Origin of the sequence: Croceibacter sp. (assembly GCF_002716225.1) — a bacterium.
GTDB lineage: Bacteria > Bacteroidota > Bacteroidia > Flavobacteriales > Flavobacteriaceae > Croceibacter > Croceibacter atlanticus.
The window spans coordinates 231,133-249,084 of the sequence record NZ_PAZX01000011.1 but is presented as its reverse complement, the minus strand read 5'-3'; the positions used below and the strand labels follow the sequence as shown (position 1 = coordinate 249,084).

Sequence of the window (17,952 nt, the reverse complement as noted above, 5' to 3'; positions counted from 1 at the left end):
ACACTACAGATTTGGAACGTTATTTATGATGTTATTGAAGTAGTGGTCTCGCTTATAGCAGGATTTACGGCCAATAGTTCGGCATTGATTGGTTGGGGATTAGACAGCACGATTGAAGTGGTTAGTGCGGGAACATTAGGCTGGCGACTACACGGCGAGATTAAAGGTATCGATGAAGAAAAAGTAAAACGAAGACAAAAAATCACGTTAAACGTAATTGCAGTTTCCTTTACGCTCATCTGTATTTTCATTTCCTACGATTCCATTACAAAGCTTATAAATAAAGAAACCGCAAACTGGAGCACGATGGGACTGATTATATTATTGGTTTCCCTGGTTGTAAATCCTATCCTGATCTATTTCAAAAGAAAGTATGGAAAGAAATTAGACAGTCCAGCCTTGCTGGCTGATGCTAAAGACACCTTTATTTGCTTATACCAAACCGTGGTCGTACTTATAGGATTGCTATTGGTCAACTGGTTAGGCTGGTGGTGGGCAGATCCTGTGGCGGCATTACTTATCGTTCCGTACGCTGCAAAAGAAGGCTATGAAGCCTACAATAAAGCTAAAAATATCAATTATAACACCGCACAAAATGACTGAAATTGAAAAAACATTAAATGACCATAACGTGCGTCCCACCGCAATGCGCATCTTGATTTATAAATATCTGGCACAACAGGAAATCGCAAAGGCACTGCTTGATGTTGAGAATGCTTTCGCAAAAGCAGAACGTTCAACCATCTTCAGAACACTGAAAACCTTTGAAGAAAATGGTATTGTACACCAAATAGAAGACGGCTCAGGTATCACAAAATATGCGCTCTGTGAGCAAGGCTGTAATTGTGAAATTGAACAAGATTTGCACCTCCATTTTCGTTGTAGCAACTGTAATGAAACCATATGTCTAACCGAACATAAAATACCACACATTAACCTGCCAGATGGCTACGTGGCCGAAGATGTAAATCTGGTTGTGACAGGTATTTGCGAAAAATGTAGTGGCTAATAAATGCACTTCCATTGCAATCTTTTTTATTGCATTTTCGTCATTTAAGAATTAAGGTAATTATGAAAAATAAAATAATAGCTACAAGCATACTAACAGCAATCACAGCTTCATTGTGTTGTATAACACCGGTTTTGGCATTAATTATAGGAACAAGTAGCTTAGCTTCAGCATTTACTTGGATAGAGCCATTTAGACCTTATTTAATTGTACTAACTATTTTGGTTCTTCTCTTTGCCTGGTTTCAAAAACTGAAACCAAAAAAAGAAGTAGACTGCGATTGTGAGACGGTCGAAAAACCAAGATTTATTCAATCAATAACCTTTTTAGGTATTCTAACAGTGTTCGCAATAGCAATGCTGGCATTTCCATACTACTCAAATATGTTTTATCTAAATTCACAGAAACAAGTCGTTGTTGTTGATAAATCAAACATCAAAACAACAGAATATAAAATAAGTGGAATGACCTGTGCCAGTTGTGAAGCGCACGTAAACCACGAAGTAAATAAACTCGACGGCATTGTAAACTCTATAACATCATACGAAAATGGTAACGCCATCATAAAGTTTGATGAAACGAAAACTAATGAATTAGAAATTGAGAAAGCAATTAATTCTACAGGTTATAATGTAACTGACAAAAAATAAAATTTATGCAAACGATATTAAAATCGAAGATTACTTGCCCAACCTGTGGTCATAAAAAAATAGAGGAAATGCCATCAAACGCCTGTCAATTCTTTTACGAATGTGAAAATTGTAAAACGGTTATGAAACCAAAGAAAGGCGATTGTTGTGTGTATTGCTCGTATGGTTCAGTTCCTTGTCCACCAATTCAACAAAATAAAAGTTGTTGTTAATACACTACTAGATGAGAAAAAAGAAAGTAAACTTAAGAGACTTAAAACCAGATTCAGAGACACAACACAGTCATGATGATGGTCACAATCACGACCACGGTGATGGAAGTGCATTCAAAACATACCTTCCTGCTATTGTAAGTTTTATTATGCTTATCATAGGGATCGCGGTAGACTACTTTGATGCAATTCCTGCATTTAAAGGTTGGATTCGCATTTTGTGGTACACCATTGCTTATTTACCTGTAGGTTTTCCTGTTATAAAGGAAGGTTGGAAAAGCATTTTGCGTGGTGATGTATTTACAGAATTTTTTCTAATGTCCATTGCAACTATTGGTGCATTTGTTATAGGCGAATATCCCGAAGGTGTAGCCGTAATGTTGTTCTATGCTGTAGGCGAGCTCTTCCAAAATGCAGCCGTAAACCGTGCAAAGGGTAATATAAAAGCCTTGCTAGATGTAAGACCAAATGAGGCTATAGTTTATCGTGATGGTGATTTTATTTCAGTCAGTCCCGAGACAGTTGAAATTGGCGAAAAGATACAGGTGCGTGTAGGTGAAAAAGTTCCGCTAGATGGTATTCTACTTTCTGAAAAGGGATCTTTTAATACTGCGGCCTTGACAGGTGAAAGCAAGCCTGATACCATTGCTAAAGGCGATAGTGTTTTTGCTGGAAGTATTAATCTCGATGGAGTTATTGAAGTTGAAACAACAAAAGAATTTAAGGACAGTTCCATTGCCCGAATTCTCGATATGGTGCAAAACGCTACAGCAAGAAAATCAAAAACGGAATTATTCATTAGAAAATTTGCTCGGATTTATACGCCTATCGTTGTATTCCTCGCCATAGGACTTACATTCCTACCTTACTTTTTTGTAGATGATTATGTGTTTAGAGATTGGCTGTATCGCGCATTGATATTCCTCGTAATTTCCTGCCCTTGTGCGCTAGTTATTTCGATTCCACTGGGCTATTTTGGCGGATTGGGTGCGGCATCTCGCAATGGTATCTTATTCAAAGGAGCATCATTTTTAGATGCAATGACCAAAGTGAACACGGTCGTTATGGACAAAACAGGAACCGTTACCAAAGGGGTTTTTAAAATAAAGGAGATCAATTCCCTCACATTCGAAGAAGCCGAGTTTATGAAATATCTGATGGCGATGGAAGAACAATCCACACATCCTATTGCAAAAGCAATTCTTGAATACAAAGCAGATGGTTCAGATTATGAGGCGACTAATGTTTCAGAAGTTGCAGGAAAGGGATTAAAAGGAACAGTAAGCAGAAAAACCGTGCTGGTAGGTAACAAAGCTTTGATGACCTCAAACAGCATAGAAGTCCCTTCGGAAACAGATAGCATTGTAGAATCCATCGTTATGGTGTCCATAAATGGAACATTTGCAGGTTATGTAACCATTGCAGATGAATTGAAGGATGATGCCCACCAAGCCATTAAACAAATTCGAGATTCAGGAGTTTCGAAAATTATAATGCTATCAGGTGATAAAGATTCTATTACACAGCAAGTTGCAAAAGAGTTAAACATCGATTGGGCAAAAGGTGGTCTGTTACCAGAAGATAAACTGAATGAGGTTGAAGAGCTCAAAAAACAACCCGAGACGAAAGTTGCCTTTATCGGCGATGGCATTAACGATGCACCCGTTTTGGCAGCAAGTGGTGTAGGTATTGCGATGGGTGGTTTAGGAAGCGATGTCGCCATTGAAACAGCCGATGTTATTATACAAACCGATCAACCGAGCAAAATTGCAAGAGCGATTAAAATCGGTCGTTCAACGCGCCGTATTGTCTGGCAAAATATTGCGCTTGCATTTGGTGTAAAAGTTATAGTCCTCTTTCTCGGTGCAGGTGGATTAGCCACAATGTGGGAAGCCGTATTTGCTGATGTAGGTGTTGCATTGCTTGCTATTCTCAATGCTATACGATTGCAGAAGATGAAGTGGGAATAATTCCAATCTTAAAACAAAACATTTCAGTATGTACTGTAGGATAGCTTTTGTAAAACAATCAGATATCTTCAAAATAAACACCTCCAAAAACTAAGTAATGATATTTACGTAAATATTAATGCCCCAAATTGTTTAACTAAATATTTCAATTATGGAGGCAGTTCCAACAAACCTAGTAAAAGAGTTTAACCGTGAGTTTAACGAATTAGATAAATACGAAACTTTAAATATTGCAGAGGTCGGCATTCGCCTAGATCGATGCCAAGACTATCTTGAACGCCTAAGAGAATACGCCCATTCAAATGCGTTTGAAAATAAAGAAGAAGAAATAGAATTCTTCAATCACCTAAAACCACAGGTGTACGGCTACTTGAAATACTACCTTCATCTTCAGGGTTATTTCTCAAGTAAAGGAAGTGGTTCAATACAAGAACAAAGACGCTACATAGATAGCCAGATAAAAAAACTTAAGAAAGGCCTGAGACCTCATCAGGAATTTATGAGGTATTGTAAACAAGATAAATCTAATCTTGACAAGCACTATTTCACAAGAGAACCTGGCGCATCACTCTGGACAGTAACTCACCAATTAAGTTGTTTATACGACCCAAAATTTTCAACAAGTCACGATGAGTTGAAAGCTAAGATAATTGCCTATGACCTCATTAATGACTTCTACGATTATCAGTTAAACCAACTAAGGCAATTAGAGGCTAACGTTTGCCCTGCAGGTCAACAAGAGTTTATAGAGTTCCAGATGAACTGGACCGCCAAGAAAATTGATTTGGTCGAATTAGTCTATGCACTTCATTCTTCAAGAGCAATTAAGAACGGAAATGAGAGTTTAAGGAAAATTGCTAAAGTCCTGAGTTCTGTTTTTAATACCGATTTGGTTAGTATTTATAGGATTTATCTTGAAAATGAAATCAAGAAAAAAAGACCAAGCAAGATTTATTGATAATCTAAAGCAATCCCTTGAAAACAGGATGCTTTCAGAAGATTTTGAAGTATGAAGCAGCAGATTTAAAATGTTAAATTTTATCACAACTTGTGAAGAGATTGTGAATAAATTAATTCAAAACGATACACATTTGTAAAACGAATGTCAAGTTAGTTTAAGAGCCACTATCTGCGAGCATTCACTTGTAGAGTGGCTTTTTTTTATCTCATAACTTGAATTTCATTGGATATGTAATCAAAGTCTAATTATAAATAATCTATTATGCCTACTTCAATTATTACAACAGATGACCTAAGAGAGTTCAAGCTTGAGCTCATTGATGAACTAAAGAACATTATCAAAAAACCAGCGACAACCAAGAAGAAGAAATATCTCAAATCTGCTGAGGTTATGGAGATGCTTCAAATCAGTCCAGGTACACTTCAGAATCTTAGAATTAACGGTACCCTGCCATACTCCAAAATAGGAGGCATTATCCTTTATGATGCAGAGGAAATCAACCAGGTACTTTTAGAAAACAGAATCGACAATTCAATTTAATTGTCATCCCGTGCTACGACACGGGAACTCTTTAAGCTTTCTAAATGGCCAATGTCAACTACATCCAACACCTCAACGCAGTATTAGAACAATTCCGCAAAGACAATCGGTTAAATCCAACGCATATTAGCTTGTATTTAGCATTGTTTCAGTTCTGGAACCATCATAGGTTTCCAGAATTAATTCAAGTTTCTAGAGATGAGATTATGGGTATAGCTAAGATTGGATCTACCACCACCTACCATAAATGCATTCGGGAACTGGATAAGGGTGGTTACTTGAAATATATGCCCTCTCGAAATCCTTTTAAAGGCTCAAAAGTTAAGATGACCATATTTTGGACAAGTGGTAAACAAGCTCTAATCAACTCTGTACCAAAAAATGGACAAGCGCTGGTACCTATATATAAACATATACAAACTAATAAAAACAGTTATAAACTACCCAAGCCAAAAAATGAAAAAGAAGTTTTAGAATTTTTTAAAAAAGAAAAATGGCCAGAAATCGAAGCACAAAAATTTTACAACCATTATCAAACCATCGGTTGGAAGATTGGCGGAAAAATAAAAATTGAGAATTGGCACGCTTGCGCCAAAAATTGGATGATAAAACATCACGAGCTGTCTGTTCGAAAGAGTCTCATCGAGCGGAGTCGAGATGCAAGAACAAACAACAACCAACTGTCTCAAAATCAGGACAAGTTCATTTCTGGAGCAGGAAATCTGCACACGAAAAGAAATAAAAACTACAATGAACCCCTTTAACCTGTCATTCCGTGCTTGACACGGAATCGCATTAATGCTACCGATATGAGTATTGAAACCACATACAACCCAAAAAAACCAGGCACACTTATTCTTGGTGCCAGCGAATTTAAAGTGGCGGATCTTAGAGATGATGTCTTACAATACGATTTCAAAGCCTCAATGCGTTTTTTGGAAGCAAAGGGAAAAATTCTATTTGGTAGACATTTCAAAATACACGTGGAAGACCACGAACTTCTTTACAAGCTTGTAACATACTTCATCGAAGACAAAAGAGTAGCCAACAAATTCAAAATTGACCTCAACAAAGGCATTTTACTTTCAGGACCAGTAGGCTGTGGAAAAACCACATTAATGCGACTATTACCTCATCTCGTACCACATAAACGGCACTATCAAACCAGTTTGATGCCGTGTAGAAATATCGTTTTTGGGTTCAATAACCTGGGCTATAAAATAATAGAAGACTACGCCGATAACAAACCCTATTGTTTTGATGATCTAGGTGTAGAACCTATAGGTAGACACTATGGTAAAGACTGTAATGTAATGGGTGAGATACTAATCACTAGGTACGATGTGATAATGAATCAAAAGTTGTCACATCGAGCGCAGTCGAGATGTCATATCACTACAAACTTAAACTCTAATGAGATAGAAAATCGTTATGGAGAGCGTGTGCGCTCTCGTATGCGAGAATTGTTTAATTTGATTAGTTTCTCTTCAGTAAGTAAAGACAAACGAGGATGAGCATTCACGAAAATATCCAGTAAATTATAATTTCTGTATAACAGCTTTATTTGCTTTTAATTTAGATGTAGTGTTATTTTATAATAAATACGTTTTTTCAATTACCTATAACTCTAACATAAACATTAAGGAAGGGCAGGTAATAAGGAGTGCCCCAGTTGCTCCATTTTGTTCCATAAAACATATCTGCAAGCGATGAGGTTATTATCAATGTCACCTCGAACGCAGTCGAGAGGCTTTTAAAATTAATTCTAAAAATATCATTGCGGGCGCTTGCATATACCACCACTGCATCCACCGTACGCCATCCAAAAGCAATGGTTTGTGCTATTTCACACATTACACGCCTTATGCACCCGTAGCTACTCTTGCCCCTTTAAATCCTGAGAAATAGGAGTACCGCTTTGGCGGTACGACTAATCAAAAGGGGCAACCGCTACTGCATAATATGCGAGCCTGCGGGTCGCTTCGGGCAAAAGGGCTGTCACACATTTTGCAAGTGAAATAATTGAAGCCTCATCAGTTCAAGTTCGGTTGTCAGCAACGCCACCACTAAAGGGATGGCACTGCTTTCGCCCAAGCAAGTAAGAGCTATAACTCCATTGCACCGCTTCGTACCTCAGCACCTCCATTACGTCACAGCACTTACAGTCAGCATTTAAAAATCTGCAATATCATTAGAAAAGGCAAAACCTCCGCCAGCCCTTTTGTGTAATCATTTCCGTCGGCGCACTCGTGCCTCGCGCTTCACCTACAGCACCCTTGCTCAACTCGCAGTCGGCTCGCGCCTTTGGATTACCTGCTAGAGAAAATAATAGATAGGACAATAGTAGTTTAATAGAGGATGAGAGTGAATCAAAAAGGCGGAAGCAATCAAATAGCGCCTTTGCAAGGCGCGCCAACACGCATCACTTCCGCCTTTTTGATTTCTTATATTTTTTCATCAACCGATGCCATTTGGACCGCTTGTAGTACAGCTTTAAGAGAACAGAGCAGACAAAGCTTACTGTCGCACCAAATATGGCAAGAACAGCAGTAGCAATTAGTTCATCATCGTTCAAGTTTGGAAGGGTAGATAAAACCGTACCTCCAAGCACGGAAACCCTAGTATGTAAATAGCGTATCGACATATCAAAAATTAGCAGTTTAAGGTGTCATTCCGTGCCTGTCACGGAATCCTTTTCTTTCGTTTCCAATATAGTATCAGACTCATTCACATCATCTCCTTTAACAACCGCCTGACTCACAGCTGTCGCAACGGTACCAGCAACGGTGGCGTAAGTAGCAATAGTAATTAGGGTGGCAGGCAATGAAATTGGAGCCGTAAGGATGGCACCACCTGCAGTAGCAAGAGCCAGCCCAATGTTCCGTAATACTCGAAAGAATTTCGGTGTCGGTTTTTTATAACGTTCTACAATAGTCATAGTATTAAGATTTAATAGTGAGTGTAATAGTTTTTTTAAGCTCTAGTGCTCGATAACTGAGCGTCAACAGCTTGTTAAGTGCCTCTCGAGACTTCCAGCCTTTCCCTATGTCAGTTAATTGTGAAACTGGAGCAATACAACCGCGAAGCTCTTTCAAGGCATTATTCGCTGGATGAATAAGAATAAGACTTCGACCTTTCACGTCCTGCACGTGCAAATGATTCTGAAACCGTTTCGAGTGTCTGGGTACAATCTCATAAGTACCTTCAGGAATACAGGAGATATTCCGCTGATTCTCTCTCCAAGGCAATTCAATTGTAAAACAAAGAAACTGCCCGTTAACGAAAAGAGCACCATTGGTGCCCTTTTCAAAATAACTTCGTTTAAGGACAAGTTCCATTACACCGTATCGACTTGCGCAATAGAAAGGGCGTTGAATGCGCCGTTCTTCAGAGAATACATCTGTCCGTTCACTTGCTGGTAAAACTCGATACCTACAACTTGTATGATTGGTAGGTTAGAGTTTTCAGAAAGTGTTACCGCCAAATCAATAGCGCCAGTATTACTACTGTCATAAGGTAAGATGGCAGTTTCAGCACTCTCAAAAGTTGAGTTTTCATTTTCGAAATCCAACTCCGTTGCACCCATCACAACCTTAAAGTGCGTCGTTCCGCCAGGAGAGGCGATACGTACTGCAGGCGCAAAAGAAGCGATATCAAGTCCAACATCGCCAGTGACTCTATCCAATGAGGTAGAGTAAGGCGCAAAAAGCGTTGAGCCAAGTCTACCGTTGAGGTTGAACTCAAAGCCTTGCAAGGTGCTCATATTACCATCTTGGATGGTACGAAGTCCACGCTCATTGACGCTGTCTGTCTTTGTGACCGCAACGAGATCTCTCGTTAATCGACTCACAACACGTTTGTCTTTCGCATTCTGCAACAGCACCCGAATCGCATTTCTAATGAGTTTACCACCTTTACCGGCACGTCCAAATTCAGAACCGTTCTCACGTGTTCTTTGGAACGCTGGGTCATTAGCAATTCTGCTTGCATCGACACCACCTTTGTAACGCGCAAGGTGTCCGTCTGCGCTCTTGTAGAAGGAAATATCACCGATAGTTCCTTTCAGTTTAATAATACCTGTTTGCTTAGCCATAATGCTCTAAAATTTTGATTATGAGCCAAAAGACAGTAGATTTATATAGAAAATCAAAAACAGCCGTACAACCATTCCGATAGATGCCGTTTATGCCAATATGGTATATAGATAGAGTAGAGTTGAGGTATGGATAAAGTATGGATAGTGTATGAAATGAAGATAGTAAGAGCCTGCATATACCCTAAAGATGTTCATTGCCTCACGGGCAGAAGTGAGCGCTATGGCAGGAAGCTTTTAAATACCATTAGAGAGCACTTTGACAAACAACCTCACCAGTTTGTCACAGTGGAAGAATTCGCTGAGTATAGCGGTATTAAAGAAGATGTCATTACTGAATATTTACGGCAAGTTTCATAGTATTTGATGTCTATTAAATAGGTTTAAAACACTACAATTCTTATCTTTAAACTCATCTACGAATAACATTTCGAGGTAACGTTCTTTAGATACTATTTTACGAATAAGGCTACCAAACCTTATTTTCAAATACATAATCATCTGTAAAACAGAAATATAGGGGTGTATGTTTTCTTCCTGCCACCCCGACTTTTTTAAGAAACCTTCAGATGTAAATCTGGAGGTTTTTTTGTGTTCAAAATTTTTAATTTAGATTCCGATATACCTCTAGTCTACAGATTCAAAATTAATTTTCATTTATTCAAAAATAATTTCTTATTGAAAATGGATTCAATCTTATTGAGTCTAAATGACTTGAAATTCCATTAACATTTTTTAACAGGCACTTATTTAGATTTATTCTAATTAACCTTTTATTATTTGGTTTTCGAAAGTATATTTGCATTCTATTTATAATAAGTCTAAATAAGAATAACAATGAAACGTTTACTACTACTAACCAATTTACTCTTAATTAATTTTGCATTTTCTCAAGACAATGCCTCTATTCAAGGCAAGATAGTTGGAGCTAATAATCTACCTATTCCTTTTGCCAACGTCTATATAAAGGCGCTTAAACAAGGAACAATGGCTAATGAAAACGGTCTTTTTCAATTAAATACTATTAAAACTGGAGATGTTGAACTTCAATCAAGTGCGGTAGGTTTTAAAACACAAATAACTCCAATTGTATTATCTACTTCAGGATTAAAAAATATTATAATTACGCTTCAACCAGATGCATCTTTAACTCAAGTTGAAGTATTTGGTCGTCGCAATAGTCATCCAGATAAAATTGAGGCTCTCACACGTTTACCGCTTGAACCTTATGAACAAATACAAAGTATTTCTGTGATTTCAGAAAAACTTATAGAGAATCAAAGTGCACTTACAATATCAGAAGCTACTAAAAATGTTCCAGGCGTTTATACGTTTGCTACCTATGGTAATAAACGAGAAAGTATGTCTTCACGTGGTTTTAGAGGTATTCCTATTCTTAAAAATGGAGTTAGAGTGCATTCAGACTTTAGAGGTGTAGGTGTTTTAACAGATATGCAAGGTGTAGATAATATTCAGGTTTTAAAAGGAGCTTCTTCTATTACACAAGGTGTCGCTACAGATTTAGGAAGTCCTGGTGGCGTAATAAATATTGTAACTAAAACACCTAAATATCGTTTTGGTGGTCAAGTGGCACAGCGTATTGGAAGTTATGGGCAAGCCAGAACTACTGTAGATGTTTTTGGGCCTTTTAATGAAAAGGAAACAGTGGCTTATAGAATAAATGGTGCTGTTGAGCGCGCAGATAGTTTTAGAGATGGCGTTTCTTCTCAACGGTTTTATGTTAATCCTTCGTTTCAATGGAAAGTGGATGAAAAAACTAAAGTAACTGTAGAGTTAGATCATTTTTACGATAGCAGAACTCCAGATGTTGGTACCGTAAATTTAGCCGAAAATGATACCAACGCAATTTACGATTTACCGTATGATCAATTTTTAGGGTTTGAGAATGACCGTTCTATAACTAAAAATACAACCTATGCTGTAAGATTTGACCGCGAGTTAACAGATAAATTAACGTTAAAAACAGCATTTTACAAATCTGAATTAGAGTTAGAAGACAAAGGTGCTAGTTTAGGAAGCGCAGTTACAGTAAATGAAGAGGTGCAGTATAACCTTAGAACAAGAGGTTATTCTAATGCATATAGGGAAGACGACAACAGTGTTTTTCAAATAGATGTTATTGGAGATAATGTATATACAGGAAAATTAAAGCACGTATTTCAAGTAGGTGTAGATTACAGAACCAACAAAACCTCATTAGGAAACTTTACAGTTTCAGCAGTAGATACAATTAATGTATTTCAGAACAATACAAACACGTTACCAAACATAAATTTTGAAGATAGTAACGCAAGCACCTCACAAGCAACGTCTTTAGGATTTGTTGCACAAGATGTAGTGTCCTGGACATCTTGGTTGGACACGTTTTTAGGAATTAGATATAGTACTACCGAAACTATTTCTGGAGACGAAACAACTAATAGTAATGCATTTACACCTTTAGGTGGTGTTGTAATCTCGCCTGTTAAAAATATAAATGTCTTTGCATCTTATACTAACAGTGCATATCCAAGAACAGGCACAAGAGTAGATGCAAATGGTAATGCTTTAGGAAATGAACGTTTTGATCAATTTGAAGCTGGTATAAAAACCAGTTGGTATGACGATCGTTTACGTTTTAATGCCACATATTTTAAAATTAATAATAAGAACATCAACCTACCTGTTTATGATGAAAATTTTGTAGCCACAGGATTTTTTGAAAAAGGTGGAAATGATCAAAGGCAAGGTATAGAAGTAGAACTTACGGGACGTATTTTAGAAAACCTTACCGCTGTAGCTGGCTATTCTTATATAGATGCACAGTACAAGGAGCATACCTCTTTTGTATATGGGTCATCACCTTTAAACACACCAAAACATACTGCAAATGTGTATTTAGATTATAAATTTGTAAATGCTTTAAAAGGCATATCAATTGGTGGTGGAGCTTACTACACTGGAGAACGACCAATTAACGATTGGTCTGCAGGCGCAGTAAGTCACGAAGGTATTGTGCCAAACCAAAAACCTTTTGAAGTTGAAGCTTATACATTGGTAAATTTACAGGCAGCCTATAAATTCAACAAGCATTGGAATGCTCGTTTGTTACTTAACAATGTGTTTAATGAAATAGGTTACAATGCCTACAGAACACGTTTTATAAACCAGACAGATCCTAGAACGGTTGCTGGTGTTTTAAGCTATTCGTTTTAAAAACAAGGAAATATGACTAAGAAAAAAAAGGCATACACATTTAGAAAATTTACTAATGACATTCATTTATGGATGGGAATTGGTAGTGGTATTATTCTATTTTTAGTGTGTTTAAGCGGAACATTTTTAACTTTTGAAGAAGAGTTAAAAGCACTAACCGTTAAGGAATTTAAGGTTGAAAATACAGCGAAGCAAAAGAAGTCTTTTGAAACCTTAATTACCAATTTATCACAGGAAGGCAGTATAAACAGAGTAACTGTTCCAGACGATAATAGCAAACCTCTAGAATTTAATATTAAAACATCACCAAAAGAACGTCGTGGTAGCACGTTTTTTGTAGATCCCTATTCTGGTAACTACGAGAAGGCACAAAAATCTTATCTAGATGGGTTTTTTATGACGATGTTTAAAATGCACAGATGGTTACTACTAGATACTAAAATTGGGCGCCCAATTGTTGGAGTAGCAACAATCATCTTTCTGTTTTTGGCCATTAGTGGTGTCATATTGTGGTTTCCTAAAAAATGGAAATGGAAAGCTTTTAAACCTGGTTTTAAGATTAAATTTTCAGCAAACTGGAAACGCATTAATCACGACTTGCATAATACTTTAGGGTTTTATGCGTGTATATTTTTGGTAATCATGTGCCTAACAGGATTATGTTGGTCTTTTGTATGGTATAAAGATGCTGGTAGTGCTGTTTTGGGAGCTAAAGTCTTTGGAAACAGAGGTGGCGGCCAAACTATAAACTCTCAAGTAACAAATGAGAACGAACAAATTCCTGTAGAGAATATCTTATCTATAGCTAATGATATTTTTGATTACGAAGGAAAAACAACAATCACTTTACCAAAAACTGCAACCGACACCTATAGTATTACTAAACGAAAGGTTTCAGGTTGGTCTCCAGTAACTACAGATAAACTTATTATCGATGTAGATGGTACAGTTTTAAAAGAAGAACGGTTTAATGATAAACCTTTAAATGTACAAATAGCATCTTTAATAAAACCTATTCATACGGGACAGATATTTGGGACATTTTCAAAAATCATTTACTTTATTGCCTGTCTTATTGCCACAAGTTTACCNATNACAGGNACAATAATTTGGTTNAATAANTTGAAGAANAAACGTAAACGAAAGCTTAAGAAATAACATAAAAAAAGGCTACCAAACTGGTAGCCTTTTTTGTTTAAATTNTAGATTAACGTTTATACNGGAATATCTGATGCTGCNTCCATACGNTCCCAATTTCTATGTTGGNCAATGGCATCAATAAAGTTTTTAGGTTTTCCNTTTACAAAAACAGCTTTATCATCNTCATAAGATTTTATATAACTGTTTTTAAGTAATTCTTCACCTTCATTGCAAACTGCAATAGCTTTACAATGTTTAAAAGCTTCACTTATAAACTTAGAATATTTACCAGTTTTAAGTAGTTTATCAACAGAGTCTTTTCCGCCAGGTACAAAAATAGCATCAAAAAGAACGCTTTCGGTTGTCGATATTGCTGCATCAACCTCGTGATCCATATCTTGGTCACATTTAATTGTACCACCATGCGGAGCAATTATTTTGCAAACAGCACCTTCATCTTCTAAAGCATCGGTAAATGTTTTAAAGTCATCCATAGAAAAGCCATTTGCAGCTAATACAGCAATTTGTCTTGTTGCTATACTATCAAACTTTGTATGAGCTTGACTTAATGCTTTGTCTTTTTCTAGATACACTTTTTTNGCNGAAGGTTGAAACTTCTCAACATCTGCATCTGCACCAATTGATTGATTTATTGGCTGTTCAATATCATCTGGAATAGATAAGCCTAAGTTCTCTGAAACAGTATTAGCAAGGTCTTCATCAATTTGATTTATTAACCATAGCATACGTTCTTTAATATGCTTTTGGTTACACTTACCAAGTTCAAAAGAGTAGGCGNTTGCTACATGTTTCTTTTCCCAATCTTCCAAACTTCTATAAAATAATGCTGGTTGNGAGAAATGGTCACTAAAGCTTTCACTTCGTGTTCTTACTTTCTTGGCATCAATACGTTCCTCGTAAGACGTAAAACCACCTTCGGCCATTTTGGCTAAATGCGGACAACCACCACCTAAAGTATTAGGGAAATATGCNGTTTGTCCTTTCGGAATTTCAGTTTGCATATGCCCATCGCGTTGGTTGTTGTGTGCTGGCGTTACTGGTCTGTTAATTGGTATTTGATGAAAGTTAGGACTTCCCAACCTTGAAAGCTGTGTGTCTCTGTAAGAAAATAAACGACCTTGTAATAAAGGGTCATTCGTAAAATCTAGACCAGGAATAATATGACCAGGTAAAAATGCAACTTGCTCTGTTTCAGCAAAGAAATTACTTGGNTTTCTGTTTAATGTCATNTTACCAATAATCTCAACAGGAACCATGTCTTCTGGAATTAATTTGGTAGGGTCTAATANGTCAAAATCATATTTATGTTCATCTTCCTCGGGAACTACTTGTATACCAAATTCCCATTCTGGATATTGNCCTGCTTCAATAGCTTCCCAAAGATCACGACGGTGAAAATCTGCATCTGCACCATTAATTTTAACTGCTTCTTCCCAAGTTACAGAATGTACACCTAGTACAGGTTTCCAATGAAACTTTACAAAGTGAGATTTNCCTTCTTTATTAATAAACCTGAACGTATGTATACCAAAACCTTCCATCATTCGGTAACTTCTTGGTATGGCTCTATCACTCATTGCCCAAATATGGTTATGTAAAGTTTCAGGCGCGTGAGACACAAAATCATAAAACGTATCGTGTGCAGAAGCTGCCTGCGGAATTTCATTATTTGGTTCTGGCTTTACAGAATGTATTAAGTCTGGAAACTTCATAGCATCTTGTATNAAGAAAATNGGCATGTTATTACCTACCAAATCCCAAGTACCTTCTTCTGTGTAAAACTTTACTGCAAAACCACGAACGTCTCTTGCCAAATCTGGAGATCCTTTAGAACCTGCAACTGTTGAAAATCTTACAAATACAGGCGTTTTTTTGGAGGTATCTGTAAAAAGGCCTGCTTTGGTGTATTTCTCAATACTTTTATAGAGTTCAAAATGACCATGTGCAGCACTTCCTCGTGCGTGTACTATGCGCTCTGGTATTCTNTCGTGATCAAAACTTGTTATTTTTTCACGTAATAAAAAATCCTCTAAAAGGGTAGAACCGCGTTCTCCTGCTTTTAAAGAATTATTGGTATCGTTAACTTTTAAACCTTGGTTAGTGGTTAAGTTTTTTCCTTCAGAATCTTTTGTGTAAGATGATAATTGATCTGTCTTACTATTTGAATCTGGCTGTAAATTTTCTTTATCGTTCATAAGTAAAATCTATTGATTAATATTTATTAATAAATTTACGAGATTATGAAATGCGACATCTTTTTACATTGTTAAAGTATTTATAGAGAGTTTTAAAGTTATCTTAAAATTGATTCGAACAAATTAAAGCAGTGTAACTAAAAACTATATGAGCGCCCATTAAATTGTAATAATATAGTCTAAGTTTAAGATTGTCAGGCTTATCAATAAATTTAAAAGCGATATACCACATAAAAATACCTAAGCATCCTTCTATGATTCCAATTGCTAGTCCATTTAATATTAACCCNAAATTGAATANAGAATTAAGTAGATACACTAAATAAAAAAAGCCTATACCTGTAATGAAATGTACCAACCATCCTAGTGGTCTTANCAAAAGCNTTTTATTNAATAAGATGNCATTTAACCAATAGGGTTCTACAAGATTCTCTTTTAAAAGACGCGTCATTAAATAACTAAAAGCCGTCATGGCTATTGTACTAATTAAAGTGATATTTAAAATTACATCTATNGTCATAGTAGTACTNTTTAGTATGCTATGCTTTAAAATCTTTTAAATTATAAGATTCCTTCTTTTCAGCAATTGAAACATTCTGGGCTTGTTTAAATAAATGCGCTTCGGTTTCGTAAAAGTGCATCATATAACCAGCNGTATTCACAAAGATGACCACATCACCAATACTTGGCAATTGTTTTAAAGCCACTTTTCTTTTTAATATTACATCTTGCTCCAAACAATATGCGCCTGTAAAGTAAGCTTCAATTGGTTGTTGTGTTGCATCATCATTGTGATAACTAACAAAAGGATCTAGTAAAAAATCTGCACTCGAGCTTTTTAATTGAGACATATTCATTTCTAAACCAATAAGGTGATTTCCGCGTGCATCTACTTTACGATGCGCTACACGTGCCATAGTTATTCCAACTTGGTTTAGTAAACTTCGACCAGGTTCTAATCTCAACTCAATTTCATTGTCTTCCAAACGTTTATATACCGGAATGTCTTGGCTATTTAATGTTTCTAAAACTTCACCTAAAAAATTAGCTTTTGTTGTGGTATTAAAATATGGGTAGGTAGCTAGTTTACCTTCTACAACTCCATTTCTTGTGGTAAATCCTAATCCAGAATTTTTATAAGTTAGCTCTGGTCTTTTTTCAAGAATAGCTTCTTTTAATTGTTCTTGAAATGTTTGCCATTCGGTNTCACTTTTTAGATAATTCATTAAAATACCACCACCAATATCTATAAAAGACAGATTTGGAAAAGTAGATTTATANCTCTCAAAAAGGCTTATTGTTTGGTGNAACGCATTACCACGTTGTGCTGTACTGTAACCATCTAAATGAAAATGAAACCCTTTTAAATTAAATGATGGNTTACCATTTAAATAATNATCTAAAATTGATTCAACGTCTTCAATATCAAAGCCAAAGCGGCTAAAAAGTTTAGCGTTATTATNTGCAAATCCAGAAANNCTAATACCAATTTGGGCTACACAATCTAAAGATTTCACCAGTTTTTCTATCTCAATGAGTTCATCTTTGTTATCAATTATAATAACTACATTATGTTTTAAAGCNAGTTCTAGAAGTTCCTTGTTTTTTATAGCTGCAGTAGAAATGAGTTTAGATGATTCTACTTGAAGATCTAAACATTGTTTAAGCTCNTCATAACTTGCAGTATCTACACCAATGCCACTATTTACAGCAGCTTCAATAAGNTTNTTAAACTTATTTGCTTTTCTNGCAAAAAACAATTGACTCTTAAAATTATAGGCATTTAATACCTCTTGATATTCTGTAATATTATCTTCAAAAGAAGGTAAGCTGTGTATATTTAGTGGAGAACCNTATGTATTGAATAATGCATCCTGAAGTTTAAAATCTTCTANNATATTATGCATCCAAGTAGATGTAATAGGCGTTAATTTTGGTAATGTAT

Annotated in this window: 16 protein-coding genes; 11 read left to right on the top strand and 5 right to left on the bottom strand. The window is 36.3% G+C overall.

What is annotated here, in order from left to right; genetic code table 11:
• The 9 genes from CL818_RS09695 to CL818_RS09655 form a co-directional block, all read left to right on the top strand.
• The coding region (locus tag CL818_RS09695; RefSeq protein ID WP_286972840.1) for a cation diffusion facilitator family transporter at nt 1-603 on the top strand (603 nt) is incomplete at its 5' end.
• Entirely contained in the window at nt 596-1,009 is a 414-nt protein-coding gene (locus CL818_RS09690; protein ID WP_272973889.1) for a Fur family transcriptional regulator, read from the top strand. The genes CL818_RS09695 and CL818_RS09690, both read left to right, overlap by 8 nt.
• A gap of 62 nt (nt 1,010-1,071) precedes the next feature.
• The gene (gene merTP / locus CL818_RS09685; protein ID WP_219360150.1) at nt 1,072-1,659 is read left to right on the top strand and encodes a mercuric transport protein MerTP; all 588 of its coding nucleotides are present in this window, start codon (nt 1,072-1,074) and stop codon (nt 1,657-1,659) included.
• A 5-nt stretch (nt 1,660-1,664) separates the two neighbouring features.
• Complete coding sequence (locus CL818_RS09680) at nt 1,665-1,871, top strand: GDCCVxC domain-containing (seleno)protein (RefSeq protein ID WP_257895176.1); 207 nt, start codon at nt 1,665-1,667, stop codon at nt 1,869-1,871.
• Nucleotides 1,872-1,882: 11 nt separating this feature from the next.
• On the top strand, nt 1,883-3,841 hold the full coding sequence (locus tag CL818_RS09675; protein WP_219360151.1) for a heavy metal translocating P-type ATPase: 1,959 nt from the start codon (nt 1,883-1,885) through the stop codon (nt 3,839-3,841).
• 151 nt (nt 3,842-3,992) lie between these two features.
• Nucleotides 3,993-4,799 carry an RteC domain-containing protein gene (locus tag CL818_RS09670; protein WP_272973887.1) on the top strand — a complete coding sequence of 269 codons (807 nt, stop codon included), beginning with the start codon at nt 3,993-3,995 and terminating at the stop codon, nt 4,797-4,799.
• Nucleotides 4,800-5,063: 264 nt separating this feature from the next.
• Nucleotides 5,064-5,342, top strand: a complete 279-nt coding sequence (locus CL818_RS09665) for a helix-turn-helix domain-containing protein (protein ID WP_219360153.1) — start codon at nt 5,064-5,066, stop codon at nt 5,340-5,342.
• Nucleotides 5,343-5,386: 44 nt separating this feature from the next.
• Nucleotides 5,387-6,106 carry a hypothetical protein gene (locus CL818_RS09660; RefSeq protein WP_219360154.1) on the top strand — a complete coding sequence of 240 codons (720 nt, stop codon included), beginning with the start codon at nt 5,387-5,389 and terminating at the stop codon, nt 6,104-6,106.
• 45 nt (nt 6,107-6,151) lie between these two features.
• Nucleotides 6,152-6,856 (top strand): P-loop NTPase family protein, encoded by a 705-nt coding sequence (locus CL818_RS09655; RefSeq protein ID WP_272973886.1) that lies wholly within the window; start codon nt 6,152-6,154, stop codon nt 6,854-6,856.
• Nucleotides 6,857-8,010: 1,154 nt separating this feature from the next.
• Here the strand turns inward: CL818_RS09655 and CL818_RS09650 are convergent.
• From CL818_RS09650 to CL818_RS09640, 3 genes are read right to left on the bottom strand one after another with little or no spacing between them, the layout of a single operon-like run.
• Nucleotides 8,011-8,280, bottom strand: coding sequence for a hypothetical protein (locus tag CL818_RS09650; protein ID WP_219360155.1), 270 nt, complete (start codon nt 8,278-8,280; stop codon nt 8,011-8,013).
• Nucleotides 8,281-8,284: 4 nt separating this feature from the next.
• Complete coding sequence (locus tag CL818_RS09645; protein ID WP_219360156.1) at nt 8,285-8,680, bottom strand: DUF5675 family protein; 396 nt, start codon at nt 8,678-8,680, stop codon at nt 8,285-8,287.
• Nucleotides 8,680-9,435 (bottom strand): hypothetical protein, encoded by a 756-nt coding sequence (locus tag CL818_RS09640; RefSeq protein WP_013188062.1) that lies wholly within the window; start codon nt 9,433-9,435, stop codon nt 8,680-8,682. The genes CL818_RS09645 and CL818_RS09640 overlap by 1 nt, the downstream gene beginning before the upstream one ends.
• 837 nt (nt 9,436-10,272) lie before the next feature.
• Here CL818_RS09640 and CL818_RS09630 point away from each other — a divergent pair.
• Together CL818_RS09630 and CL818_RS09625 are read left to right on the top strand one after the other, a co-directional pair.
• Entirely contained in the window at nt 10,273-12,651 is a 2,379-nt protein-coding gene (locus CL818_RS09630; RefSeq protein ID WP_272973885.1) for a TonB-dependent receptor, read from the top strand.
• A 12-nt stretch (nt 12,652-12,663) separates the two neighbouring features.
• A complete protein-coding gene (locus CL818_RS09625) occupies nt 12,664-13,809 on the top strand; it encodes a PepSY-associated TM helix domain-containing protein (protein ID WP_286972835.1) in 1,146 nt (381 codons plus the stop codon).
• A gap of 56 nt (nt 13,810-13,865) precedes the next feature.
• Here the strand turns inward: CL818_RS09625 and CL818_RS09620 are convergent, their stop codons facing one another.
• Both CL818_RS09620 and CL818_RS09615 read right to left on the bottom strand, forming a co-directional pair.
• Nucleotides 13,866-16,007: a catalase gene (locus CL818_RS09620; RefSeq protein ID WP_286972833.1), complete on the bottom strand. Its 2,142-nt coding sequence runs from the start codon at nt 16,005-16,007 to the stop codon at nt 13,866-13,868.
• A gap of 539 nt (nt 16,008-16,546) precedes the next feature.
• Complete coding sequence (locus tag CL818_RS09615) at nt 16,547-17,914, bottom strand: Y4yA family PLP-dependent enzyme (protein WP_502692243.1); 1,368 nt, start codon at nt 17,912-17,914, stop codon at nt 16,547-16,549.
• Nucleotides 17,915-17,952: the final 38 nt, after the last annotated feature.